Origin of the sequence: Nocardioides currus (assembly GCF_003057875.1) — a bacterium.
Lineage (GTDB): Bacteria > Actinomycetota > Actinomycetes > Propionibacteriales > Nocardioidaceae > Nocardioides > Nocardioides currus.
Genome location: NZ_PYXZ01000012.1, coordinates 98,855 through 125,268, shown reverse-complemented (window position 1 = coordinate 125,268; position 26,414 = coordinate 98,855). Strand labels below are relative to the sequence as shown.

13 protein-coding genes are annotated in these 26,414 nt (G+C 70.4%); 9 read left to right on the top strand and 4 right to left on the bottom strand.

Going from position 1 to position 26,414, the window contains the following annotated elements; all coding sequences use genetic code 11:
- Positions 1–23: 23 nt before the first annotated feature.
- Positions 24–287 carry a hypothetical protein gene (locus C7S10_RS20845; protein ID WP_165807261.1) on the bottom strand — a complete coding sequence of 88 codons (264 nt, stop codon included), beginning with the start codon at positions 285–287 and terminating at the stop codon, positions 24–26.
- Between the two features lie 21 nt (positions 288–308).
- Entirely contained in the window at positions 309–1,175 is an 867-nt protein-coding gene (locus C7S10_RS20840; RefSeq protein WP_108346665.1) for a phosphotransferase family protein, read from the bottom strand.
- 56 nt (positions 1,176–1,231) lie between these two features.
- Here C7S10_RS20840 and dapA point away from each other — a divergent pair, with 56 nt between their 5' ends.
- From dapA to C7S10_RS20825, 3 genes are read left to right on the top strand one after another with little or no spacing between them, the layout of a single operon-like run.
- The gene (gene dapA, locus C7S10_RS20835) at positions 1,232–2,122 is read left to right on the top strand and encodes a 4-hydroxy-tetrahydrodipicolinate synthase (RefSeq protein WP_108346663.1); all 891 of its coding nucleotides are present in this window, start codon (positions 1,232–1,234) and stop codon (positions 2,120–2,122) included.
- A gap of 8 nt (positions 2,123–2,130) precedes the next feature.
- On the top strand, positions 2,131–3,825 hold the full coding sequence (locus C7S10_RS20830; protein ID WP_108346661.1) for a ribonuclease J: 1,695 nt from the start codon (positions 2,131–2,133) through the stop codon (positions 3,823–3,825).
- 50 nt (positions 3,826–3,875) lie between these two features.
- Entirely contained in the window at positions 3,876–5,651 is a 1,776-nt protein-coding gene (locus C7S10_RS20825) for a sensor histidine kinase (protein ID WP_108346659.1), read from the top strand.
- A gap of 138 nt (positions 5,652–5,789) precedes the next feature.
- Here the strand turns inward: C7S10_RS20825 and C7S10_RS20820 are convergent, their stop codons facing one another.
- A complete protein-coding gene (locus C7S10_RS20820) occupies positions 5,790–9,044 on the bottom strand; it encodes a M4 family metallopeptidase (RefSeq protein ID WP_108346657.1) in 3,255 nt (1,084 codons plus the stop codon).
- Positions 9,045–9,270: 226 nt separating this feature from the next.
- Here C7S10_RS20820 and C7S10_RS20815 point away from each other — a divergent pair, with 226 nt between their 5' ends.
- From C7S10_RS20815 to C7S10_RS20790, 6 genes are all read left to right on the top strand, one after another.
- A complete protein-coding gene (locus C7S10_RS20815; RefSeq protein WP_108346655.1) occupies positions 9,271–11,922 on the top strand; it encodes an FtsK/SpoIIIE family DNA translocase in 2,652 nt (883 codons plus the stop codon).
- Entirely contained in the window at positions 11,922–13,766 is a 1,845-nt protein-coding gene (locus tag C7S10_RS20810; RefSeq protein WP_108346653.1) for a helix-turn-helix domain-containing protein, read from the top strand. The genes C7S10_RS20815 and C7S10_RS20810 overlap by 1 nt, the downstream gene beginning before the upstream one ends.
- Before the next feature lie 167 nt (positions 13,767–13,933).
- Positions 13,934–15,361 (top strand): 30S ribosomal protein S12 methylthiotransferase RimO, encoded by a 1,428-nt coding sequence (gene rimO, locus C7S10_RS20805; RefSeq protein WP_207769503.1) that lies wholly within the window; start codon positions 13,934–13,936, stop codon positions 15,359–15,361.
- The gene (pgsA, locus tag C7S10_RS20800; protein ID WP_108346649.1) at positions 15,358–15,978 is read left to right on the top strand and encodes a CDP-diacylglycerol--glycerol-3-phosphate 3-phosphatidyltransferase; all 621 of its coding nucleotides are present in this window, start codon (positions 15,358–15,360) and stop codon (positions 15,976–15,978) included. The genes rimO and pgsA overlap by 4 nt, the downstream gene beginning before the upstream one ends.
- A gap of 79 nt (positions 15,979–16,057) precedes the next feature.
- Entirely contained in the window at positions 16,058–18,298 is a 2,241-nt protein-coding gene (locus tag C7S10_RS20795; RefSeq protein ID WP_133176578.1) for a bifunctional metallophosphatase/5'-nucleotidase, read from the top strand.
- Between the two features lie 246 nt (positions 18,299–18,544).
- Positions 18,545–24,523 (top strand): ExeM/NucH family extracellular endonuclease, encoded by a 5,979-nt coding sequence (locus C7S10_RS20790; protein ID WP_165807260.1) that lies wholly within the window; start codon positions 18,545–18,547, stop codon positions 24,521–24,523.
- 84 nt (positions 24,524–24,607) lie between these two features.
- Here the strand turns inward: C7S10_RS20790 and C7S10_RS20785 are convergent, their stop codons facing one another.
- On the bottom strand, positions 24,608–26,398 hold the full coding sequence (locus tag C7S10_RS20785; RefSeq protein ID WP_108346643.1) for a glycoside hydrolase family 15 protein: 1,791 nt from the start codon (positions 26,396–26,398) through the stop codon (positions 24,608–24,610).
- Between the last annotated feature and the right edge of the window lie 16 nt (positions 26,399–26,414).

Below are 26,414 nucleotides of genomic sequence, written 5' to 3'. Positions count from 1 at the left end.
ACCCGGGTGACACCGAGCCACTGTCAGGAGTAGCGGTGGCTCTTCGCCGCGTGCCCGTGCTCGCGGGTGCAGGAGCGCCCGCTCATGTTGCGATGGCCGCACAGCTGCGGGTCGGCCACGGTCGCAGGCGCATCGGTCGCCGGTGGGGCGACCGCCGGCGTAGTGGTCGGTCTCGTCGTGGTCGGTCTCGTCGCTGTCGGCTTCTTCGCGGCGGGGGCCTTCGCCCGCGCCGCGTTCTCGGCGTACTTGGCCTCGCGCATCGCCCGCAGGCCGTCCATCTTGCTCATCGTGTCCTCACGGTGGGCAGGCTAGGCGACGGGAGGGACATCCGTGCCCAGCGCCTCGCGGATCATCCGGTGCCCCTGCTCCTCGAAGCCGGCGTCGCCGTGCTGGAACGCCCAGGAGGCGGTCCCGATGGCCTCGCGAACCTTCATACGGACCCACAGGTCCGGGTCGCGCGGGTCGTCGCCGTAGCCCTCGAGGAACGCCGTCTCGAGGGCTGCGTCGCGTCGGAAGTCCTGGGCCGCGAGTCGCGCGAGGTCGGACATCGGGGTGCGCAGGTCGGCCCGGCCGAGGTCGATCACGGCGACGACGCCGTCGTGCACCAGCCAGTTGCGCGGCTGCCAGTCGCCGTGGGTCGGCACGAGCACCGTCTCGACGTCGAGGTCCCACGAGGCGATCTCGGCGCGGAGCCGGGACTCGGTGGGGGCCGGGATGCGGTGCGGGGAGTCCAGCCAGCGCAGCGCCCGCTCGGTCTCGTCCCGCTCGTGCGCCGGGTCGACCACCGACAGCTGGCCGTGCAGCCGGGCGAGCAGCGCGCCGGCCTGCCGGAAGGTGTCGGGATCGTGCTGTGCGGTGGAGTCCTCGACGAGCCGGCCCGGCAGCCAGCGGGTGACGAGGAGCAACGTGTCGGGATCGGCGTGGACCATCGGCGGCGCGTGGCCCGTCGACGTCCAGGGCGCCAGCCATTCGCGGTGGGCCCGGATCTCCCGGAGCATGTGGCCGTCGCTGGGGCTGCCGGCCTTCACCGCATAGCGGATGCCGGCGTGGACGACCTCCAGGACGTGACGGTGGCGGAGGTCCCAGCTGTGGTCCGCGACGACCTCGGCCCCGGGGAGCCACTCGTCCAGCAGCGAGCGCTGCGACTCGTCGAGGTCGGGCCAGCTCCGGGACATCGACCCGACCCTAGAGGCTGGTCGGCCGGAGGGCCTCGGCGGGATAGCCTGACCCCATGACAACCGCAGCACCGTTCGGGCGACTGTTGACCGCGATGGCGACCGCGTTCCACGACGACGGGTCCGTCGACCTCGCCGGCACCGCGAAGATCGCCCAGCACCTCGTCGACAGCGGCAACGACGGCGTCGTCGTCAGCGGCACCACCGGCGAGTCGCCCACCACGACGGTGGCCGAGGACGGCCAGATCCTCCAGGCGGTCGTGGACGCGGTCGGTGACCGCGCCCACGTGATCGCGGGCGTCGGCACCAACGCGACCGCCCACTCCGTCGAGCTGGCCGAGCAGGCCGCCAAGATCGGTGTCGACGCGCTGCTGCTCGTCACCCCCTACTACAACAAGCCCAGCCCCGGCGGCGTGCTGCACCACTTCCGCAGCGTCGCCGAGGCCACGGACCTGCCGGTGATGCTCTACGACGTCCCCGGCCGCACGGGCATCTCGATCGCGCTCGAGACCTACGAGGCGGCGCGCCAGCTGAGCAACGTCACCAGCGTCAAGGAGGCGACCGCCAACCCGGGCCACACCGTGGCCCTGACGCAGCTCGGCTACTCCGTCTACTGCGGCGACGACGCCGCCACCCTCGGCTACCTCGCGTACGGCGCCGACGGGCTCGTCAGCGTCGCGGCCCACGCCGCGAGCCGCGAGCTCAAGGCGATGATCGAGGCGTTCGTCGGCGGCGACGCGGCCACCGCGCTCGAGATCCACACCCGGCTGGTGCCGGCCTTCGACGCCATCATGGGCGTCGCCAACTACGGAGCGACCACGGCCAAGGCAGCACTCGAGCTGCTCGGCGTGCTCGACAACCGGAACGTGCGAGGTCCGCTCGTTCCTCTCGACGACGACGAGGTCACCGCGCTCCGCGCCGGGCTCGCCGCGTCGGGCCTGATCTGAGGAGTCCCTTGAGTCATCCGCATCCCGAGCTCAGCACCCCCGCGCCCCTGGTCGAGGGAGGGCTGAGGGTCATCCCCCTCGGCGGCCTCGGCGAGGTCGGCCGCAACATGACCGTCTTCGAGTACGCCGACCGGCTGCTGGTCGTGGACTGTGGCGTGCTGTTCCCCGAGGACCACCACCCCGGCGTGGACCTGATCCTCCCCGACTTCGACCCGATCCGGGACCGGCTCGACCAGGTCGAGGCGCTGGTGCTCACCCACGGTCACGAGGACCACATCGGCGCGACGCCGTACCTCCTGCGCGAGCGCGGGGACATCCCGCTCGTCGGCTCCGAGCTGACGCTGGCGCTGCTCGGCTCCAAGCTGCGCGAGCACCGACTCAAGGAGACCGTGCACCACGTCGTCGCCGAGGGCGAGACCATCACGTTCGGGCCGTTCGTGCTCGAGTTCGTCGCGGTCAACCACTCGATCCCCGACGCGCTCGCGGTCGTCATCCGCACGGGCGCAGGGGTGGTCCTGCACACCGGCGACTTCAAGATGGACCAGCTCCCGCTGGACGGCCGGATCACCGACCTCAACGAGTTCGCCCGCCTCGGCGACGAGGGCGTCGACCTCTTCATGACCGACTCGACCAACGCCGAGGTCCCGGGATTCACCACGCACGAGAAGGAGATCGGCCCCGTCCTCGACCGGGTCTTCGCCAAGTCGAGGCAGCGCATCATCGTGGCCAGCTTCGCCTCGCACATCCACCGGGTCCAGCAGGTCATCGACGCGGCCGTCGCCAACGACCGCAAGATCGCCTACGTCGGGCGCTCGATGGTGCGCAACATGGCCATCGCCAAGGAGCTCGGCTACCTCCACGTGCCGGCCGGGGTCCTCGTCGACGCCAAGGAGCTGGCCGACCTCCCTCCCCACCGCCAGGTGCTGATCTCGACGGGCTCGCAGGGCGAGCCGATGAGCGCGCTGAGCCGCATCGCCAACCGCAGCCACGCGTTCGTGCACCTCGAGGCCGGCGACACCGTCATCCTGGCCAGCTCGCTGATCCCCGGCAACGAGAACGCCGTCTACCGCGTGATCAACGGACTGTCGCGCTGGGGGGCCAACATCGTGCACAAGGGCAACGCCATGGTGCACGTCAGCGGTCACGCCAGCGCGGGCGAGCTGCTCTACTGCTACAACATCGTCAAGCCGCGCAACGTGCTCCCGATCCACGGCGAGATCCGGCACATGCGCGCCAACGCGGCGCTCGCCGTGGCGACCGGCGTGCCCGCCGAGCGGGTGCTGATGGCCGAGGACGGCGTCGTGGTCGACCTCGTGGACGGGGTCGCGAAGATCGCCGGCAAGGTCGAGTGCGGCTACGTCTTCGTCGACGGCTCGACCGTCGGTGGCGACATCACGGAGTCGTCGGTGAAGGACCGCCGCATCCTCGGCGAGGAGGGCTTCATCACGGTGATCGTGGTCGTCGACTCGGTGACCGGCAAGGTGTCCGGCGGTCCCGAGATCACCGCGCGCGGATTCGCCGAGGAGGAGTCCACCTTCGACTCCATCAAGCAGCCGATCATCGACGCGCTCGCGCAGTCGGCCGCCGACGGCGGGGTCGACACCTACCAGATGCAGCAGACCGTACGTCGCGTGGTCGGCCGCTGGGTCAACAAGACCCACCGCCGTCGCCCGATGATCATCCCGGTCGTGATCGAGGCCTGACCGAGCGTGGACGGCGGCGGTGCAGTGACGAGCGGGGACGGCGACTGAGCATGCCATCGGCCGAAGCGCTCCGGCGGCTGTCCGACCTCGTCCGCCGCGTGAACTCCTCCGTCGACACCGCGCACGTGCTCGACGAGATCGTCAACGGCGTGCACGAGGTCCTCGGCTACGGCGTCGCGGCGATCAGTCAGCTCGAGGGCGAGACCCTGGTGATGGTCGCGGTCGCCGGGCCCGACGAGGTGCGCCGGCAGATCCTGGGTCGGCGCACGAGCGCGATGAACATCCTCGACGAGTACCGCGCCGCCGACCACTGGGGGATCCTGCGCTACGTCCCGCACGGACGGATGGACCCGGCCCACCTCAGCAGCGTGTGGCTGCCCGACATCCACCCCAGCGACGAGCCGGACGCGTGGCACCCCGAGGACGCCCTCTACGCCCCGCTCTACTCCGCGACCGGCGAGCTGCTCGGCAACATGGCGGTGGACCTGCCGCCCGACCTGCGCATCCCCGGGCAGGCCGACCGCGAGCTGCTCGAGATGTTCGTGGTGCAGGCCGGCCTGGCGCTGTCCAACGCCCAGCAGCGCGAGCGCCTGGCGCGGCAGGTGCACTTCGGCGAGATCGTCAAGGAGGTCGCCCAGGCCGCCAGCCGCCTCGGGATCGAGGCGATGCTCGGCACCGCGACGGAGGTCATCAACCGCGGCTTCGACGGTGTCCGGACGTGGGTCAGCTGTGCCCGCGACGCGGACGGGGGACCGGAGACGTCCGTCTCGCACCCGCCCCTCGCCGTACAACCGGACCCGTGCGAGCCGCTGCGCGCCGACCTGGCCGTGACGGCCTGGCCCCACGGCCTCCTCGTCCCGGTGACGGTCGTGGACGTCGACGCCCCGCTGCTGCCCACCAGCCGCGAGGCCGTCCAGGCCTCGCTGAAGGAGGCCGGGGCGAGCCACGGTGTGATCGCGCCGGTCGGCATCGGCGCCGAGATGTTCGGCTACCTCGCCATCGGGCTGGGGGAGGACCGCAAGCCCCTCGCGACCGACGAGCTGGCCACGATCGCCGAGATCGCCCGCGAGCTCGGACGCATGGTGCAGAACGCCCGGGTCTACGAGACCGAGCAGCTCCTCGTCTCGGAGCTCCGCGAGCTCGACCGCTACAAGGGGGAGCTGATCGCCACCATCTCCCACGAGCTCAAGACCCCGCTGACCACGATCATCGGCCACATCGAGCTGCTCGAGGACGAAGGGGTCGGCGCCCGCTCGGTGCTGGCCCTGCGGCGCAACGCCGATCGACTCGACCGGCTGATCCAGAACCTGCTCGACTACGCGCAGGTGCAGGAGCGACGCCGGTTCGTCCGCCGCGAGGTCGACCTGGTCGAGCGTGCGGAGGGCGCCATCGACCTGCTCGGGCAGCTGGCCGACACCGGGGGAGTGCGGGTCGACTTCGAGCGGCCCGACGAGCCGGTGCTCGCGAGCGGTGACGCCGAGGAGATCGGCACCGTGCTCAACAACCTGATCGGCAACGCCGTGAAGTACACCCGGCCCGGCGGGCACGTGCGCGTCGCGATCGGGGCGGACCCCGACTGGGCGCACGTGACGGTCACCGACACCGGCATCGGGATCTCCGCCGTCGACCGTGGCCATCTCTTCTCCACGTTCCACCGATCGAGCAACCCCGAGGCGCTCTCGCTGCCGGGGACCGGCCTGGGCCTGGCCATCTCGCACCGCATCGCCGAGGCCCACGGCGGCCGGATCGAGGTCGACTCGGTGCTCGGTGGCGGCAGCACGTTCCGGCTGGTGCTGCCCAACCCGGCCGCCGCGACCGCCGGGTAACGCCACCAACAGTGCGCTCCCGCCACCACCGACGGTGGCGCGAGTGCTGTCGTCGTGGCGTTACCCGGCGGCGGCGGACGCAACGAGGGCCCCGGCGCAGTGCCGGGGCCCTCGATGTGGTGCTGTGCTGCGGGTGGATCAGCGCACGACGCGCAACCTCGCGTCGTCCGAGCTCCGCTTGAAGTCGTCGCTACCGAGGTACTTCGCGACGAACTTGTGCTTGCCCGGCTTGAGGTTGGCCTTCAGCTTCCACACGGCGCGGCCGTCCTTCAGCTTGGCCGTGTCGAGCTTCTTGCCGTCGAGCAGCACCTTCACCTTGCCGGTGACCTCGTCGTCGTCCGACTTCACGGTGACGATGAGCTTGTACTTCCCACCCTGCTCGACCTTGGTCGGCTTCAGCTTGACCTTGGTCGTGGTCTCCGCCTTGCCCGGCTCGGGCGTCGGCGTGGTGGTCGGCGTCGGCGTGGTGGTCGGCGTCGGCGTGGTGGTCGGCGTCGGCGTGGTGGTCGGCGTGGGCGTGGTGGTCGGCGTCGGCGTGGTGGTCGGCGTCGCCGAGCACACGGTCACCTTCACGTCGTCCACGTTCCAGCCGATGACGCCGCCGCAACCGTCGCGACCGATGTCGAAGCGGAACTTCAGCTTGTCCCCGGCAGCAGCACCGAGTGCGGTCAGCGACACCTGGGACTGGCCCCAGCTGCCCTTGTTCTGACCCTCGTCGGTGCCGGTGAAGCCGTCCAGGCCCGCGAGCGGGTTGGAGTTGCCGTCAGCCAGCGACGCGATCTCGTCCGGACCGTTGAAGACGTACGCCGAAGCGGGCACGACCGCGAAGTCCGAGCCGTTCTTGCTAAACTGCACGGTGCCACCGTCGTAGCCGACCTCGGTCGCCATCGAGTGGTCGAACGAGAGCAGCGGGTTGGTGCCGGCGCTGGGCACCGTCACCTCGGGGCTGATGATCGAGTCGCGACTGGAGAAGTCGTTCTCGCCATCACCGCTGCAGTCACCGAGGGCCGGAGCCGGACCGAAGGCGACCTTGCTGGTGTGACCGGCAACCGTGCCGGACTCCCACGGGGCGCCGAAGCCGCCCTGGTAGTCGCCGAGGTCGGCGAGCTCCTCGTCGGTGCCCCAGCCGGCCAGACCGTCCTCGAAGTCCTCGGACCAGACGGTCGTGGTCGTGAAGCCGTCACCACACGCCGACGGGGCGTTGGGGTCGAGCATGGGCTGGTAGTCGCACAGCTCGATGGCGTTGTCGTTCATCCCCGTCGCCACGATCGCCTTGCCGAGGCTGGTGCAGTCGGCCGCGGTGATGCGGTCGGCCAGCTGCGGGTCGGCGTCGGCCGACACGTCCAGCTTCAGGATCGTCTGGCCCACCAGGTCGCTGCACGACGCCAGCAGGGACTCGCCCATGTCGGGGAAGTCCGAGGCCGGGGTGAGGTACTGCGACTGGGTGCGGAACCAGATGGCGGCCGCCTTGTCGAGACCGAGACCGGTGACGGTCTGGCCGTTGAAGTTCCCGCCGTCGACGGCCAGGGCGTAGAGGTGGTTGGGCACGCCGGAGTTGCCGTGCACACCGCCCTGGTCCTCGAAGCCGCAGTAGTACTCGGCGTCCGAGACCTTGCCCGGGTCGCCGTAGCAGGTCGGGTTCCACATGTCGCGGATGGCTCCACCGAAGGCCGGCGACTTCTCACCGATCAGCCAGCGGTGCGAGTCCGTCTTGGTCGCGGTGTCGACGTCCTTGACGGTCATGTTCACCTCGCCGGCCGACTTGATCTTCGCGCCGTCCGCGTTGGTGACCATCAGGCCGTAGAGGTCCGAGTCGGCAGAGATCGAGCCCATGGCACCGGTGGTGGAGTTGCCCACCACGATGCCGTCGGCGCCCGCAGCCTCCGCGTTCTGGATCTTGGCCAGGAAGCCGCACGTGCCGCGGTCGACGTAGGCCCACTTGCCGTCGAAGGCACCGGCCGCGTTGGTGAACGGGGTGCAACCGTCGGTGGTCGTGGGACCGGTCGTGTTGGCCTCGTCGGTCGCGACGAGCACGTCGGCGGTCACGCCGGCGGAGTCGAAGACCGGGCCGAACGAAGCCGCGACGGCACCGGCACACGGGCCGGCCACGGCGGCGGGGCTGTTGATCGTCGCGCCGATGGCGCCACGGGTGTACTTCGAGCACTCGCCGTCGACACGGGGAGCGAAGACCTCGCCCTCGTCCTCGCGGTCGTTGATGAGGTCGAGGGTCTCGCCCCAGACGTCGGAGTAGGACTCGTTGAGCGCGCCCGACTGCCACTGGTAGATCAGGCCGGAGGTGTACTCGGTGTAGGCGTGACCCCACTCGTGGGACACGACGTCGTCGGCGTACACACCGTTGCAGTAGCTGGTGTAGGAGCCGTTCCACGACGCGTTGGGGCAGCCGCTGGTCTGGGTGATCGGGCGGTTGTGCCGCACGTCCATCTGCGCGCCCTGGCCGTCGAACGAGTCGCGACCGAACGCGTTGGCGAAGAGCCAGTAGGACTCACCCGTCGAGGCGATCAGGTTCTTCTGGTCCTGGTCGGCAGGGAGGGGCTGGCCCTCCTCCCAGACCTTGGCCCACTGGTTCGGGTTGCCGCCGGGCGGGAGCGTCGAGGGACCGGTCCAGGTGTTCAGCACCCGGTCGAGCGCCTCGGTGATCATGCTCCAGCGGTTGAGCACCTTGGGTGCGTTGGCGTGGAGGATGACGATGTCGCGGACGTTGGCGCCGTTGGTGACCTCGACCTTGTAGGCGAGGTTCGAGGATCCTTCGATCCCGCGGGTCAGGCCCGAGCGGTAGATCGTGAGCTCGATGTCCTTGGCCTTGATGCCCGTGAGGTCGGCGGGGGCGCCCTCCTCGGTGGTGGGCGGGGACTTGCGGACCTGCGCGAGAGCGGCCTGCGCGGCCTCGGACTCGCTCAGCCGCGGCGTGACCGCGAGGTCGAGCGCCGGCGCTGCGTAGCCGTTGACCGAGGTCAGGTCGCCCCGGGCGTCGAAGTGGGTCCGGATCAGGGAGCCGAAGACCGGGACACCCTTGTACTCCTGGGTGTAGTCGACCGTGAAGCCCTGCCCGTTGTCGGCCACCTTCGAGCGGACGAGCTCGTCGGCGCGCGCACCGAAGGCGGTGGCGTACTTCGCGAGGTAGGCGTCCGCCTTGGCGACGGCGCCGGCGCGGTCGGTGGCGCTCGTGCCGGGCATCAGGTCGCCCTGGGTGCGGGCGAAGCCGATCTTGCCGGTGGCCGAGTTGGTGCTGAACGCGACCGCGCCCTGCGCCTGGCCCTTCATCTGCTGCACGAGCGACGGCTCTGCCGCCTGTGCCTGTATCTGCATCGCTGGGATGGCCGCGAGGCCCGCTCCCACGACGGCCAGGGCGATCCCCTGCCTGAGGAACTTCACTATTTCTTCCTCCAAAGTGAATGCCGACCCCGCCCGAGCGGCAGGGTGACCTGCGACACCCTAAGTAGCAATGCGTGTCACCGGAAGACCCCCGCGGAGGGTTTCGTGTAACACCTGCGTTTCGCCGCAACTCGTCCGCTCGGACCACCGCTCGCACCGGGGATGGGGCCCCGACACGCTCCTGTGATGCATGGGGCTGGTGTGACTCGTGAACTAGGGTCGGACCATGGCGACCCGTACGTCTTCCCCGCCGGGTTCGCGGAGCTCCAGCACGTCCAAGACGAGCACGAGCGCCCGGACCCGGGGTACCCCGACCAAGTCCAGCAAGCGACCGACCACGCGGCCGGCGCGCGGCAAGTCCGCGCCCGCGCGCGGCTCGGCCGCCCGGGGTCGCTCGCGCACCCCGGCGAAGCGGCCCGCGCCCCGCGCCGTACGCAACGGACCCGGTCCGGTCGCCCGCACGTTCGGCGCGCTCGGTCGCGCCGTCGCCTCGGTGTGGCTCGGCATCGCGCACGCCATCGGCGCGGTCATCCGCTCGATCGGGCAGTCGGCCCGCGACCTCGAGCCGGAGCACCGCCGCGACGGAGCCGGGCTGTTCCTGATCGGCCTCGCGATGGTCATCGCCGCGGCCGTGTGGTGGCAGCTGCCCGGCGGTGTCATGGAGTTCATGCGTCAGATGACCGCCGGCGCCGTCGGCAAGGTCGGCTGGCTGGTGCCGTTCTTCGTCCTCTACGCCGGCTGGCGCACGCTGCGCGACCCCGAGCACAACGGCCCCGTCGGGCGCCAGGTCATCGGCTGGTCCGCGTTCGCCCTCGGCCTGCTCGGCATCGTGCACATCGCCAACGGCAACCCGCAGCCCGAGCTCGGGGACGCCTCCGAGCTCCAGCAGGCCGGCGGTGCCGTCGGCTTCGTGATCTCGAGCCTGCTGCTCGACCTGCTCCGCACGGCGTACGTCGTGGTGCCGGTGCTCGCGCTGCTCGCCCTGTTCGGCGTCCTCATCATCACCGCCACGCCGGTCTACCAGATCCCGACCAAGCTGGCCGCGACCCGCGACCAGCTGCTCGGTCGCACGTCCGCGGTCGAGAAGCCCGCCGAGGACGCGACCACGCCGATGCGCACCCGTCGTCGCAGCATGCTCGACGACGAGGTCGACCCGGAGATGGGCGACCCCGCCTACGACAGCCCGGTGCTCAGCGACCGCGAGCTGAAGAGGCGGCGCAAGAAGAAGGACGTCGACGCGACCGACGACAGCGTCGACCTCGGCATCGACCTCTTCGCCGACGCCCCGACCGAGGTCACCCCGGTCGTCGAGCCGGACGCCCCGGGCGCCCCCGGCACCTCCGCCGAGCTGGTGCCCCCGCCCCACACCCCGCTTCCCCAGCGCGTCGAGCAGCTCGCGCTGTCCGGCGACATCACCTACTCACTGCCGGCCAACGAGGTGCTCAAGCCCGGGTCGGTCCACAAGGCCCGGTCCAAGGCCAGCGACGCCGTCGTCGAGCGGCTGATGCAGGTGATGGACGAGTTCAACATCGACGCCACGGTCACCGGCTACACCCGCGGGCCCACGGTCACCCGCTACGAGGTCGAGCTCGGCCCCGCGGTGAAGGTCGAGAAGGTCACGGCGTTGTCGAAGAACATCGCCTACGCCGTCGCCTCGGCCGACGTGCGGATCCTCAGCCCGATCCCCGGCAAGTCCGCGATCGGCGTCGAGATCCCCAACACGGACAAGGAGATCGTCTCCCTCGGCGACGTGCTCCGCTCCAACACCGCGCGCTCCGACCACCACCCGATGGTGGCCGGTCTCGGGAAGGACGTGGAGGGCGGCTTCGTCGTCGCCAACATGGCGAAGATGCCGCACCTGCTCGTCGCCGGCGCCACGGGCTCGGGCAAGTCGTCGTTCATCAACTCGCTCATCACCTCGATCCTGATGCGCTCCACGCCCGACGAGGTGCGGATGATCATGGTCGACCCGAAGCGGGTGGAGCTGAACGCCTACGAGGGCGTGCCGCACCTGATCACGCCGATCATCACCAACCCGAAGAAGGCTGCCGAGGCCCTCGCCTGGGTCGTGCGCGAGATGGACATGCGCTACGACGACCTGGCCAACTTCGGCTTCCGCCACATCGACGACTTCAACAAGGCGGTGCGCGCCGGCAAGGTCGAGGTGCCCCCGGGCAGCGAACGCACGCTGTCGCCGTACCCCTACCTCCTGGTGATCGTCGACGAGCTCGCCGACCTGATGATGGTCGCCCCGCGCGACGTCGAGGACTCGGTCGTGCGCATCACCCAGCTCGCCCGCGCGGCCGGCATCCACCTGGTCCTCGCGACGCAGCGACCCTCGGTCGACGTGGTCACCGGCCTGATCAAGGCCAACGTGCCCTCGCGGCTCGCCTTCGCGACCAGCTCGCTGGGCGACAGCCGCGTCATCCTCGACCAGCCCGGCGCCGAGAAGCTGGTCGGCCAGGGTGACGGGCTGTTCCTGCCCATGGGAGCCAGCAAGCCCGTGCGTGTGCAGGGGTCGTGGGTGACCGAGGCCGAGATCCACCAGGTCGTCGCGCACTGCAAGACGCAGCTCGAGCCGACGTACGTCGACGACGTCACCGCGCCGCAGGCGGCCAAGCGGGAGATCGACGACGACATCGGCGACGACATGGAGCTGGTGGTGCAGGCGATCGAGCTGGTCGTCTCCACACAGTTCGGGTCGACCTCGATGCTGCAGCGCAAGCTCCGGGTCGGCTTCGCCAAGGCCGGCCGACTGATGGACATCATGGAGAGCCGTGGCGTGGTGGGGCCCAGCGAGGGTTCCAAGGCGCGCGACGTGCTGGTGAAGCCGGACGAGATCGACGCAGTGATCGCCACTCTGGAGGGGGACGCGTGATGGGTGCAGCCGAACAGCTCGACGTCGAGGTCGAGGAGTCGCAGTCGGGGGAGTCTCTCTCGCTCGCCCCGGACGCGATCGAGGTCCGCCGCAACGCCGGCCTGGCCGCCGGCGTCGGCGTGGTCGCCTCGGCGGTCGCCATCGCCTACCTCGCCCGCGCGGTCGGCGACGGGGGCGCACTGGACTGGATGCTGGCGACGGTCATGGGGCTGCTCGGCGGCTACTGGTTGCTCACCTTCCTCGACGCGCGCACCCCGCTGCTCGTCGCCGACGCGCAGGGCGTGCGGATCCGCCTCGGTCGCACCTGGCGGGGGCTGCCGTGGACCGCGGTCGAGCACGTCGAGCACACGCCGCGGCGCGGGGTCCTGCGCGACGGCCGCCTGGTGATCAGCGCGCACAACGAGGAGAAGCTGCTCGCCGAGCTCGACGCCTCCGGTCGGCGCCAGGCCGCGCTCGCGACCAGGTTGTACGGCGCACCCTTCGCCGTACCCCTCGGGCTGGCGACGCACGTGGTCGGCGCCGGCGACGACCTGCCCGCCGCGCTCGAGCGGGTCGCCGGGCTGGCCGGCGACGTCGTCGTGATCGACCCGACCGAGGCCGCCGACGACGAGGCTCCCCTCGACGCCGACGACTCGTCCGTCGAGGACGCCGTCGACGACCCGCACGACGAGGCCGACGACGCGCCCCACGCCCGTCCCTCGCTGCGCGACCCGCGCCCACTGCTCGCCGTCGGGATCGCCAAGCTCGCCGCACTGGCACCCCAGCGCCGGGTCGAGGACGAGGCCGACTCCTCCGACGACCTGGACGAGCTCGACCCGGACGAGGCCGACCCCTACGACGACCTCGACGAGACCGGGGCCATGGACCCGGTCGACCTGCCGCTGCCGCCCGTCACGGCGAGTGCGACCCCGGCGCCACTGCGCGAGTCGAGCGCCGGTCGTCGCAGCGAGGCCCGTATCGACCTCCCGGTCGACGACGCCGAGCTGGAGGGTCGCGAGCTGCGCCGTCCGGGCAGTGTCAGCCTGGTCGAGGACACCCAGCTGTGGGGCGACCGCGTGCGCCCGATCGCACGAGCCGGCGAGGCGGTCGACCCGATCGTCCTCGACGACTTCGAGGTCGAGCCCGCAGCGGACCCGGTCGTCGGGCCGGAGCTCGCGGCTGCGCGCACGCGCCTGGGCCTGAGCGTCGACAAGCTGGCCGACCGCACTCGCATCCGTCCGCACGTGATCGAGTCGATCGAGGTCGACGACTTCGCGCCGTGCGGCGGCGACTTCTACGCCCGCGGCCACCTGCGCACGCTCGCGCGGGTGCTCGGCGTCGACATCGCCCCGCTGCTCGCGTCCTACGACGAGCGCTACGCCCACGCCGACATCAACCCGCGACGCGTCTTCGAGGCGGAGCTCGCGACCGGCGCCAACGGCTCGATCCGCAGCACCCGCGGCGGACCGAACTGGTCGCTGCTGGTCGCCGTGGTGATGGCCGTGGTGCTGTGCTGGTCGATCGCCCGCCTGGTGATGGACGCCCCGCCCGAGCTGCGCGGGTCCACCCCGGTCCTGAACGGGTCGGGCGGTCCCGGCGGCGCCGGCTCCGCGTCGCTCGGCGACCCGGTGCCGGTGGTGCTCACCGCCACCACGGGCGGCGCGCACCTCGTCGTGCGCGACGGCTCCGGCGAGATCGTCTTCAAGGGCAACCTCGCGGTCGGCGACGTCAAGGAGCTCGACGCCGCGCCCCCGGTCCGCGTGCAGACCACCGACGGCGCGGTCACGGTCGCGCTCGACGGCCAGGACGCGAAGCCGATCGGCGAGTCGGGCGTCGCGGGGCAGGGCACGTACGTCGCTCGCTGACCCATCGCCGTACCCACACCCCTGGCGGCCCCGACTCCCACGGAGTCGGGGCCGTCGGCGTGTGTGGTGACGCCCACGCGCGTCGCAAAGGGGCCCCGGTCGTCGTGACGCGGCATACTCGGAGGGCGATGACGACTACTACTGCTGAACCTGCCCCGACGGCACCGATGAGCGTGGCCGTGGTGACCCTCGGCTGCGCCCGCAACGAGGTCGACTCCGAGGAGCTCGCCGGGCGGCTCGAGGCGGGGGGCTTCGTCCTCGTCGCGGAGCCGGAGGACGCCGACACCGTGCTCGTCAACACGTGCGGCTTCGTCGAGGCCGCCAAGAAGGACTCCGTCGACACGCTGCTCGAGGCGGCCGACCTCAAGGAGACCGGCAAGGCGCAGGCGGTCGTGGCCGTGGGCTGCCTGGCCGAGCGCTACGGGAAGGACCTCGCCGAGACGCTGCCCGAGGCGGACGCGGTCCTCGGCTTCGACGACTACCCCGACATCGCGGCCAAGCTCCGCTCGATCGTCGCGGGGGAGGCCCACCACCCGCACACCCCCTCCGACCGCCGTCGCCTGCTGCCGATCTCCCCGGTCGAGCGCGACGCCTCCGCGATCTCGGTGCCCGGTCACGCCGACACCTCCGAGATCGGCCGGGGCGCCCCGGCCACCGGTCCCCGCGTCGTACGCCGCCGGCTCGACGCCGGACCGATGGCCCCGCTCAAGCTCGCGAGCGGCTGTGACCGCCGCTGCTCCTTCTGCGCCATCCCGAGCTTCCGCGGCTCGTTCGTGAGCCGCCGCCCCAGCGACGTGCTGCAGGAGGCGCAGTGGCTCGCGACCCAGGACATCAAGGAGCTCTTCCTCGTCAGCGAGAACTCCACGTCCTACGGCAAGGACCTCGGTGACCTGCGGCTGCTCGAGACGATGCTGCCCGAGCTGGCCGCCATCGACGGGATCGCCCGCGTGCGGGTGTCCTACCTCCAGCCGGCCGAGACCCGACCGGGGCTGATCGAGGCGATCGCCGACACCCCGGGCGTCGTGCCCTACTTCGACCTCTCCTTCCAGCACGCCAGCGCGACCGTGCTGCGCCGGATGCGCCGCTTCGGCGACCCCGAGAGCTTCCTCGACCTGCTGGAGCGCATCCGCGCCCTGAGCCCGCTGGCCGGCGTGCGGTCCAACGTGATCGTCGGGTTCCCGGGCGAGACCGAGGACGACCTGCAGACGCTGTGCGACTTCCTCGAGGCCGCGCGGATGGACGTCACCGGCGTCTTCGGCTACTCCGACGAGGACGGCACCGAGGCGGCGTCGTACGACGGCAAGCTCGACGACGACGAGGTGCGGGCACGCACCGAGCACGTCACCGCCCTGGTGGAGGAGCTCAACGCGCAGCGCGCCGAGGAGCGCATCGGCGAGACCGTCACCGTGCTCGTGGAGTCCGTGGAGAACGGCGTGGTCGAGGGCCGAGCCGAGCACCAGGGGCCGGAGGTCGACGGGACGACGACGCTCGAGGACGTCGAGCCCCGTGTGGGCGACCTCGTCGAGGCCGAGGTCGTCGCCACGGACGGTGTCGACCTCGTCGCCCGCGCGGTCCGGTCGGGAGCCCTCGCATGAGCGCGGAGCAGGCGCAGGTCTCCAACTTCAACATCGCCAACGTCCTGACGACCCTGCGCATCGTGCTCGTGCCCGTGTTCGCGTGGGCGCTCCTGCACGACGACGGCGCGTCGACCATGTGGCGCTGGATCGCCTTCGGGATCTTCGTGGTCGCGATGATCACCGACAAGATCGACGGCGACCTCGCGCGCAAGCACAACCTGGTCACCGACTTCGGCAAGATCGCCGATCCGATCGCCGACAAGGCGATCACCGGGATGGCGTTCATCGGGCTCTCGCTGGTCGGTGACATCTGGTGGTGGGTCACGATCATCGTGCTGCTGCGCGAGTGGAGCGTGACCCTGCTCCGGCTTTCCGTCCTCAAGCAGGTCGTCATCCCCGCGGCCCAGAGCGGCAAGATCAAGACCACCCTGCAGGCGGTCGCGCTGTCGGGCCTGGTCATGCCGCTGCCGCACGGCGACGCGCACGGGGGCGCCTTCGACGGCTGGGGCGTGTTCGGCGAGGTGCTCTTCTACCTCAGCCAGGTCTTCCTCGCCGGGGCCGTGGTGATGACCATGTGGTCGGGCTACGAGTTCTTCCGCGCCGTCTGGCAGCAGCGGCGCACGACGACGGGCTGAGCGCCGGATCGGTCGTCCGGGCACTGGTCTGGACCGGGTTAGGGTGACTCGCATCACCCACCCGTCCGAAAGGCTCTCCGTGTCAGCATCACGTCTCAGCCGTCGCCTCGTCGCCGGCGCCACCGCAGCAGGGCTCATGGTCGCCCCGCTCGCGGTCGTCGCGGTCACCGCCGCTCCTGCCAACGCCGCCGTCGTCCCGGTGCGCATCCTCGACTTCAACGACTTCCACGGGCGCATCGACGCCAACACCACCAAGTGGGCCACCACGATCGAGCAGAACCGCGACGCCAACACGTTGCTCGTCTCGGCGGGTGACAACATCGGCGCCTCGCTGTTCGCCTCGGCGTTCAACGACGACAAGCCCACCATCGACGTGCTCAACGCGCTCGGGGTCAACGCCTCGTCCGTGGGCAACCACGAGTTCGACAAGGGCTTCCCGTGGTTCAAGAGCCACGTCGTCGACGGCGGCGCCACCGCTCCCGACGGCACGGCCTACCCGCAGGCGGCCTTCCCCTACCTCGCGGCCAACGTCGTGGACGCCAACGGCAACCCGGTGCTCCCGGCCTCCACGCAGGTCACCGTCAACGGCGCCAACGTCTGCATCATCGGCGCGGTGACCCAGGAGACCCCGACGCTGGTGAGCCCCGGTGGTGTGGCCGGCCTGACGTTCACCGACCCGGTGGCGGCGGTCAACAAGGAGGTGGCGCGCCTCGAGGGCGCTGCCGTCGACTGCGACGCCACCATCGCGACGTACCACGAAGGGGCGCCCAAGCCAGCCTCTGCTGCTTCGCAGGCGCAGCAGGAGGCGGAGACCCCGGTCTTCAAGCACATCACGCAGGACACCGTCGCCGCGGTGGACGTGATCTACAACGGTCACACCCACCAGAAGTACGCCTACAACAACGGACGTCCGGTCATCCAGGCCGGCAACTACGGCGAGTCCCTCGGTCGTCTCGACATGACCATCGACACCGACGCCAACACGGTCAGCGTCGTCAGTGCCGCGGTCCTCGACCGGGTCGCGACCGCCGACAACACGCTGCCGCGCGTGGCGGCGGTCAAGACGGTCGTGGACGCGGCCATCGCTGCCGCCAACGTGATCGGAGACAAGAAGGTCGGCACGATCTCGGCCGACTTCTCGCGCGCCGACGCCGACCTCGCGACCCCCGGGGTGCAGGAGGACCGTGGCAACGAGTCGACGATCGGCAACCTGGTCGCCGACGCGCTGCGCGAGGTCAAGATCCCGGCCGCCGCGAAGACCCCGGTCATCGGCGTCACCAACCCGGGCGGCCTGCGGGCCGACCTGCTCTACGCCGGCGACCTGTCGACGAGCCCGGAGAACGCCGACGGCGTCGTGACGTTCGAGGAGGCCAACGCGGTCCTGCCGTTCGTCAACAACGTCAGCTACGTCGACGTCACCGGCGCGACCCTGAAGAAGATCCTCGAGCAGCAGTGGCAGCCCGCCTCGGCGTCGCGTCCCTTCCTCGCGCTGGGCGTGTCGAAGAACGTGCAGACGATCCTCGACCCGACGCGACCCGTCGGCGACCGGGTCGTGTCGGTGACCATCGACGGAGCCGCGCTCGACCCGGCCAAGACCTACACCGTGTCGACGTTCAGCTTCCTGGCCCAGGGCGGCGACAACTTCACCGCCTTCCTCGAGGGCAAGGCCGTCGACACCGGCGCCATCGACCGCGACCTGTGGATCGACGGCTTCTTCAAGGACGGCACCACCAAGTCGCCGTCCGCGGTGAAGCGGCAGGTCACCGCCGCCGGCCTCAAGGCGGCCTACAGGTCGGGGGAGAAGGCGACGGTCGTCTTCTCCAATCTCGACATCAACTCGCTCGGCATCGCCCCCAACACCAAGCTCGACCTCGTCAAGACCAACCGGGACAACTCGACGCTGACCTTCGGGTCGGTGCCGGTGGCCAACGGTGGGGCGCGGGCGGTCTTCACGGTCCGCGGCGGCAAGCAGCTCAGCTTCGTCGCTCAGGGCTCCAAGACGACGGTGGCCCGCGCGGTGACGCAGGGCAAGCCGACGCTCAAGACCAAGCTCTTCCCGAAGGCGAAGAAGATCAAGCCCCGGAAGACCCGGGCCCGGATCAAGGTCAAGTTCGGCTCCGACGTGGCGCTGAAGGTCAAGGGCCGAGTCATGGTGCGCGTGGCCGGTCACAAGTACAACGCGAAGGTGAAGGACGGCGTCGCGAAGATCAAGCTGCGTCCGTTCAAGCGTCCCGGCAACTACCGCGTCGTGGTCAAGTACAAGGCCAGCGACAACTTCCAGGGAGTGCGCAGCACGTTCAAGGTGCGGGTCAAGCGCTGACCGAGCGGACCTGACGCACGCGAGGGACCCGGGCCCGGCCCGGGTCCCTCGTGGCATTTGCGGGGCCGGACGGCCCTCGCCGGGGAATCGTCGGAAACGCCCGACGGCAGCGGTATGCCTTCCGGTCATTTGGGGTTACCCTGCGGGACGCACATACGTGATCGGGTTCACGCACGTGCGATTCCAGGGTCCGGGTCCCTGACTTGTCTCGCCACGCCACGCCGTCCTTCCGAAGGGTCCTTGCCTGTGTCCTCCCTGCTCAATTCTCGGCCGGACGGGGGGTCTCGCCGCAGGCGTGGCCTCGTCGCGGCCGCTGCCGCCGCACTCGTGGTGTCGCCGCTCGCGGCCATCACCCCCGCATCCGCCGTCAGCCCCAACGTCGTCATCAGCGAGGTGTACGGCGGCAACGGAGCCACCGCCGCCTACGGCAACGACTTCATCGAGCTGTACAACCCGACCGCGAACGACGTGGTCATGAACAACTGGTCCGTCCAGTACAAGGCGGCCGCCGGCAACGGGGCCTTCCAGGTCACGACGCTCAACGGCACCGTCAAGGCCGGCAAGCACTTCCTGGTCCAGCAGGGCAACGCGACGACCGGGACGGCCCTGCCGACGCCGGACGCCACGGGATCCATCGCGATGGCGGCCGGTGCGGGCGTCGTGGCCCTGGTGTCCAACAACACCACCTACCCGACGTTCGGAACCAGCACCACCAACGTCGACCTCGCGGGGGTGACCGCGAACGGCCTGGTCGACACGGTGGGCTACGGCACGACCGCAACGACGTACGAGACCAGCAACACGGCGTCCAACCTGACCGCCACCACGTCGGCGCAGCGCACCGCGGCGGTCGACTCCGATCGCAACGCCGCCGACTTCAGCTCCGCGACGCCCACCCCCGAGAACTCGGGACCCGTTGCGCCCACCGCGCTCGAGGCGACCTCGCCCGGCAACAAGACCGGCCAGGTCGGCTCGCCCATCACCGGCTTCACCCTCGCGGCGACCGGCGGCACCGCGCCGTACACCTGGAGCGCCACCGGCCTCCCGGGCGGCGTCAGCGTCGCGCCCAACGGCGCCGTGTCCGGCACCCCCGACGCGACCGGCACCTTCACCGTGACCGCGACCGCCACCGACTCGGCGGCGACCCCGGCGAGCGACGACGTGAGCTTCACGTTCACGATCAACGCCGCTGCCTCGCTGATCCCGATCGCCGAGATCCAGGGCACCGGCGCGACCACGCCGCTGAACGGCCAGCAGGTCAAGACCCAAGGCGTCGTCACGGCGGCCTACCCGACCGGTGGTCTCAACGGCTTCTACATCCAGACCCCCGGCGCCGACACCGCCAACGCCTCCGACGCCGTCTTCGTGTATGGCGGCACGAGCGGCTTCGCGACCTACCCGGCGGTCGGCGACTCCGTGCAGGTGGTCGGCGAGGCGGCCGAGTTCTCCGGCGCCACGCAGATCATCGCCTCCAACGCCGGCGTCACGGCGGTCACGCCCTCCCTGGGCGAGGTGACCCCCAAGACCCAGATCCCGGGCGCCGACTGCGCGCTGCCCGGCGCGGCGTGCCTGGACGGCGCGGCGCTCGACGAGGCTCGTGAGGTCGTCGAGGGCGAGCTCTTCAAGCCGACGGCTCCGTGGACCGCGACCGACGTCTACGACGGCGGCCCCTACTACAGCAACGGCAGCAACGGCTCGGCGTTCCGCGGCGAGATCGGCGTCGTCTCCAACAGCACCAAGCCGCTGGTCGCCCCCACCGAGATCATCGACGCGCAGGCCACGGCCGCCGTCGCCGAGCGCAAGAAGTACAACGACGCGCACCGGATCATCCTCGACGACGCATCCAGCTGGACGTACTCCACGACCGAGAACAGCGACAAGCCGTTCCCGTGGTTCACCGCGAACCACAGCGTGCGCGTCGGCTCCGCCATCACGTTCCCCAAGCCGGTGATCTTCACCTTCGGCTTCAACGCGTGGCGGATCCTGCCGCAGGCCCAGGTCGTCGGCGACCCGACCGGCACGATCAACTTCACCCAGACCCGGCCTGCCGCTCCCCAGAACGTGGGCGGCGACCTGAAGCTGGCGACCTTCAACGTGCTCAATTTCTTCCCGACGACCGGCGAGGAGTTCGACGCCGGCCCCGGCTCCTGCACGTTCTACACCGACCGCGCGGGCAACCGGATCTCCAACAACAGCTGCACCCCCAACGGTCCCCGTGGTGCGGCCAACGAGGCCAACCTGGCTCGTCAGCGGGACAAGATCGTCGCGGCCATCAACACCGCCGACGCCGACATCGTGTCGCTGGAGGAGCTCGAGAACTCCGTCCAGTTCGGCAAGGACCGTGACTTCGCGATCAACGCGCTCGTCACCGCCCTCAACGCGGACGCCGGCGCTGGCACCTGGGCCGCCGTCCCCTCGGCGCCGGTGCTCCCGACGCTGGCCGAGCAGGACGTGATCCGCAACGGCTTCATCTACCAGCCGGCCAACGTCGCGCTCGTCGGTGAGTCCGTCGTCCTGAGCGACGAGTCCACCGGGACCGAGGCCTTCGCCGATGCCCGCGAGCCCCTTGCCCAAGCCTTCAAGAAGGTGGGCGACGCCGACGCCGACGCGTTCGCCGTCATCGTCAACCACTTCAAGTCGAAGGGCTCGGGCAACCCCGACCCCAACGGTCAGGGCAACGCCAACGACCGGCGCGTGCTGCAGGCCAACTCGCTGGTCGCCTTCGCCGACTCGTTCAAGTCGCAGCGCGGCATCACGCGGGTGTTCCTGGCCGGCGACTTCAACGCCTACTCCGAGGAGGACCCGATCCAGGTCCTCAAGGCAGCCGGCTACGACAACCTCGAGTCGACCAGCAACGCGGACGAGGAGACCTACAACTTCGACGGTCAGGTCGGCTCGCTCGACCACGTGCTCGCCAATGCGGCGGCCAAGGCCGACGTCAACGCGGTCGACATCTGGGACATCAACGGCTACGAGTCGGTCTACTACGAGTACGCCCGGTTCAACACCAACGTGACGAACCTGTACGCGCCCAACCCGTTCCGCTCCTCCGACCACAGCCCGGAGATCGTCGGGATCAACACCGAGCCCGCCGTGCCCGCGGAGGAGGAGATCCAGATCCTCGGGATCAACGACTTCCACGGTCGCATCCTCAACGAGGACGGCACCAACGGGACGACGGCCGGCATCACCGCCGGTGCGGCTGTGTTGTCTGGTGCGGTCAAGCAGCTGCGCTCGGAGAACCCCAACACGGTGTTCGCGGCCGCGGGTGACCTGATCGGTGCCTCGACGTTCGAGTCCTTCATCCAGAAGGACAAGCCGACGATCGACGCCCTCAACGAAGCGGGCCTCGAGGTCTCGGCCGTGGGCAACCACGAGCTCGACGCCGGCTACAACGACCTGGTCAACCGGGTCATGGCGCCGTACGACGCCGTCACCAACCCGCTGGGTGGCGCGCGCTGGAAGTACATCGCCGCCAACCTCCGCAAGAAGAGCGACGACTCGCACGCCGTCGACGACGCCTGGATCAAGGACTTCGGCGACGTGCAGGTCGGCTTCGTCGGAGCGGTGACCGAGGACCTCCCGGCCCTCGTCTCGCCGGACGGCATCGCCGACATCAAGGTCACCGACATCGTCGACGAGGTCAACGCCAGCGCCGACCAGCTCGAGGCCGACGGTGCCGACGTGATCGTGCTCCTCATCCACGAGGGTGCGGCCAACACCACGCTCGCGGCGGCCACCGACCCGAACTCGGCGTTCGGTCAGGTCGTCAACGGCGTCGACGCCAACATCGACGCCATCGTGTCGGGTCACACCCACCTGGCCTACAACCACGCCGTCCCCGTCCCCGCCTGGGTGGCGCAGGGCCGCGCGGTCACGACCCGTCCGGTCGTCTCGGCAGGCCAGTACGGCACCTACCTCAACCAGCTGAAGCTGACGGTCGACACGGCCACCGGTGACGTGCTCGCACAGACCCAGAACGTGCTCAACCTGAAGCAGCAGACCGCTCCGTTCACGGCCAACTACCCGGCCGACCCGAACGTCACGCCGATCGTCAACGACGCGATTGCGAAGTCCAACGTGCTGGGTGCGGTGGAGCTCGGCAAGATCGCCGCTCCGTTCAACCGGGCCAAGCTCTCGAACGGCACCACCGAGAACCGCGGTGGCGAGTCGACCCTGGGCAACCTGGTCGCCGAGGTCCAGCGCTGGGCGACGCAGACCCCCGAGGCCGGCGGCGCACAGATCGCCTTCATGAACCCCGGCGGTCTCCGCCAGGACATGGTCGGCAACGCGGGCGGCTACCCGACGACGCTGACCTACAAGCAGGCGGCGGTCGTCCAGCCGTTCGCCAACACGCTGGTCAACATGAAGATGACGGGGGCTCAGATCAAGACCGCCCTCGAGCAGCAGTGGCAGCGTGACGGCGCGGGCAACATCCCGACGCGCCCGTTCCTGCGCCTCGGCACGTCGAAGGGCTTCAGGTACACCTACGACCCGTCCCGCACCGAAGGCGACCGCATCACCGCCATGTGGCTCAACGGCACGCCGATCGCGGCTGGCACGTCCTACTCCGTCACCGTCAACTCGTTCCTGGGTTCGGGCGGCGACAACTTCCGGGTGTTCGCACAGGGCACCCAGAAGCGGGACACCGGCAAGATCGACCTGCAGGGCATGGTCGACTACATGGACGAGTTCGCCAACACGGCCGAGGGCGACGCTCCGCTCGCCCCCGACTTCACCCAGCACTCCGTGGGTGTGGCGTTCCCGGCCGGCGCTCCTGCGTCGTACAAGCAGGGTGACGACGTGACGTTCACGCTGTCGTCCCTGGCCTTCTCCACGGCGCCGGACATCAAGGACACGTCGGTCGAGGTCCGCTTCGGCGGTGCTCTCCTCGGTGAGGCGCCGGTGGACAACACCATCGGCACCGCGGTGTTCGACGAGTACGGCACGTCGACCGTGACCGTGAAGGTGCCCAACGGCGCACCCGACGGCCGCGTCGTCCTCAAGGTGACGGGCAACAACACCGGCACCACCGTCGACGTCCCGATCACCATCACCGACAACCGTGCACCCAGCACGGTCACGGTGCCGGACGTCTCGCTCGCCTACGGCCAAGCAGGTCAGCTGGACATCACGGTCGCGCCGGCCGCAACCGGTTCCGTCGAGGTCTTCGAGGGCACCACCAGCCTGGGCACGGCACCGCTCACCAACAGCGCAGCCACCTTCGCGCTGGCGGCCAAGTCGCTCCCGGTCGGCGTCCACACGCTGCGCGTGGCCTACCCGGGCGATAGCAACGTCAAGGCGTCGAGCATCAGCGCGACCGTGACGGTGACCAAGGCGACGTCGAGCACGGCGGCCACCGTCGCGCCGACCGAGCTGAAGGCGGGCGTCGACACCGGCACCATCTCGGTGACCGTCAACGGCGAGTCCCCCACGGGCCTCGTGGGCGCGGTCCTCGACGGACAGGTGATCGGCGGAGCCGAACTGGTCGACGGCAAGGCGAGCATCGCCATCGGTCCGTTCGCCGCAGCCGGCACGAAGGCGATCACGGTGCGCTACTACGGCGACGCCAACAACGCCGCCAGCTCGGCCGACGTGTCCGTGACCGTGGTCGCCAACCCGGTGCCCGAGAAGGCGACGCCGACCATCACGGCGACCGTCGACCCGGTCACGCTCAAGGTGAAGAAGGACTCGGCGACCGTGTCCGTCACCGTCACCCGCCCGGGCGGTACGGCGACGGGCAGTGTCCTGGCCCTGATCGACAACAAGGTGGTCGGTGCCGGTGAGCTCGCGGCCGGCAAGACCAGCATCGTCGTCGGCCCGTTCGACACCGTCGGTGCCAAGGCGATCACCCTGAAGTACCTGGGTGACGACGCCACCAAGGCCGGTGAGGGCAGCACCTCGGTGACGGTCCAGAAGGCCACGCCGAAGCTGACGGTCAAGGCTCCGAAGAAGCTCAAGGAGGACGAGGTGCTCGAGGTGTCGGTCGCCGCGGCCGCCGACGGGTTCGAGGTCACCGGCCAGGTCACCGCGAAGGTCAAGGGCACCTCGAAGACCAAGACGCTCTCGGGCGGCGAGGTCGACTTCAGGCTGGGCAAGCTGACCAAGCCCGGCACCTACGAGGTGACGATCACCTTCCTCGGCAGCAACCTGGCCGAGCCGGTGACCAAGACCGTCGAGGTGAAGGTCAAGAAGGACAAGAAGGGCAAGAACAAGAAGCGCTGACGTCGCACGGCGTCGCCCTGTTCGATGGCCCGGTCACCCCACGCGGGGTGGCCGGGCCATCGGCATGCTCAGGGTCGTGCGCGATCAGGCTCGATCGAGCGCGGCTCGGGCCAGGGACAGCGCGGCCTGCACGAGCGTCAGGTGGCTGAACGCCTGCGGGAAGTTGCCGGCCATCCGGTCGTTGCCCACGTCGTACTCCTCGGACAGCAGACCGACGTCGTTGGCGAGGTCGCACAGCCGCTCGAAGAGGTCGTGGGCGTCGTCGAGGCGCCCGGCGCGGGCGTAGGCCGAGACCAGCCAGAAGGAGCAGGCGAGGAACGGGTGCTCGTCGCCGTCGAGGCCGTCGACCCCGCTCTGGGTGCGGTAGCGGCGCAGGAACCCGTCGCGCATCAGGTCCTCCTCGATCGCCCGGATGGTGCCGAGGACGCGTTCGTCGTCGCCCGGCAGGAACCCGACCAGCGGGATGTTGAGCAGGCTCGCGTCGAGCTCGCGGGTGTCGTAGTGCTGGGTGAAGGTGCCCCGTTCGGCGTCGTACCCCTTCTCCAGGACCTCGGCCCGCACCTGCTCGCGCAGGTCGCGCCAGCGCTCGACGGGGCCGTCGAGCCCGTGCTCCTCGACCGCGCGGATCGCCCGGTCGAAGGCCACCCAGACCATCACCCGGGAGTGGGTGAAGTGCTGTGGGTCGCCGCGGATCTCCCAGAGCCCGTTGTCGGGCTCGTCCCAGTGTCCGGCGAGCTCCTCGACCAGGGAGCGCTGGAGCGCCCAGCTCTGGGTGGTCTCCTCGAGACCGGCGGCGCGGGCGTCCTCCAGCGCGATCATCACCTCGCCGAGCACGTCGGTCTGCCGCTGCCCGACGGCGGCGTTGCCGATGCGCACGGGCCTGGAGCCCTCGTAGCCCGCGAGGTGCTCGAGCTCGCGCTCGGGCAGCTGGCGCCCGCCGTCGACGGTGTACATGATCTGGAGGTCCTCCGGGTCGCCGGCCACGGCCCGCAGCAGCCACCGCCGCCAGTCGCGGGCCTCCTCGGTGTAGCCGGCCGCGAGCAGCGACTCCAGCGTCAGCGCCGCGTCGCGCAGCCAGCAGTAGCGGTAGTCCCAGTTGCGCTCGCCGCCGAAGCACTCCGGCAGGCTGGTCGTCGGCGCCGCCACGATGCCGCCGGTCTCCTCGTGGGTGAGCAGGCGCAGCGTCAGCAGGCTGCGTCGCACCAGGTCGGCGCGGGGGACGTCCTCGCGACAGTGACCCGCCCACCTCTCGTGCTCGGCGCGCGTCGCCTCGATCCGGTCGTCGAAGGGGAGCGGCTCGGGCAGGTCGCGCCAGGACCGCACCCACGTGGTGGAGAAGGTCATCTCGTCGCCGGCGGCAAGGTCGAAGTCGTCGACGTGGTGCCCGTCGTCGGCGTGCGGGAGGCGCGGACCGCGCAGCATCAGCTTGTCCGGACCTGCTGTCGCGACGATCACCTCCTGCCCGGCCACCTGCTGGCGCGTCACCCACGGGCGCACCCGGCCGTAGTCGAAGCGCACCACCCACTCGTGACGGACGGCGACCGTGCCCTCCGTGCACCGGACGGTCCGCACGAGGTCGGCGCGCTCGTCGCTGAGGGGCATCACGTCCCGCAGCACCAGCACCCCCGTCGGGGTGGTGAAGGTGGTCTCCAGGACGGCGCTGTCGCCGACGTAGGTGCGCGTCGCGGTCACGCCGTCGGTCTCCGCCGGTGCCAGCAGCCAGCGCCCGTTGTCGGGATCACCGAGGAGCGCGGCGAAGCACGCGGGGGAGTCGAAGCGGGGCAGGCACAGCCAGTCGATCGAGCCGTCCCGGCCGATGAGGGCGGCGGTGCCGCGGTCGCCGACGATGGCGTAGTCCTCGATGCGCAGAGCCATGTCCTCAACGTAGCTA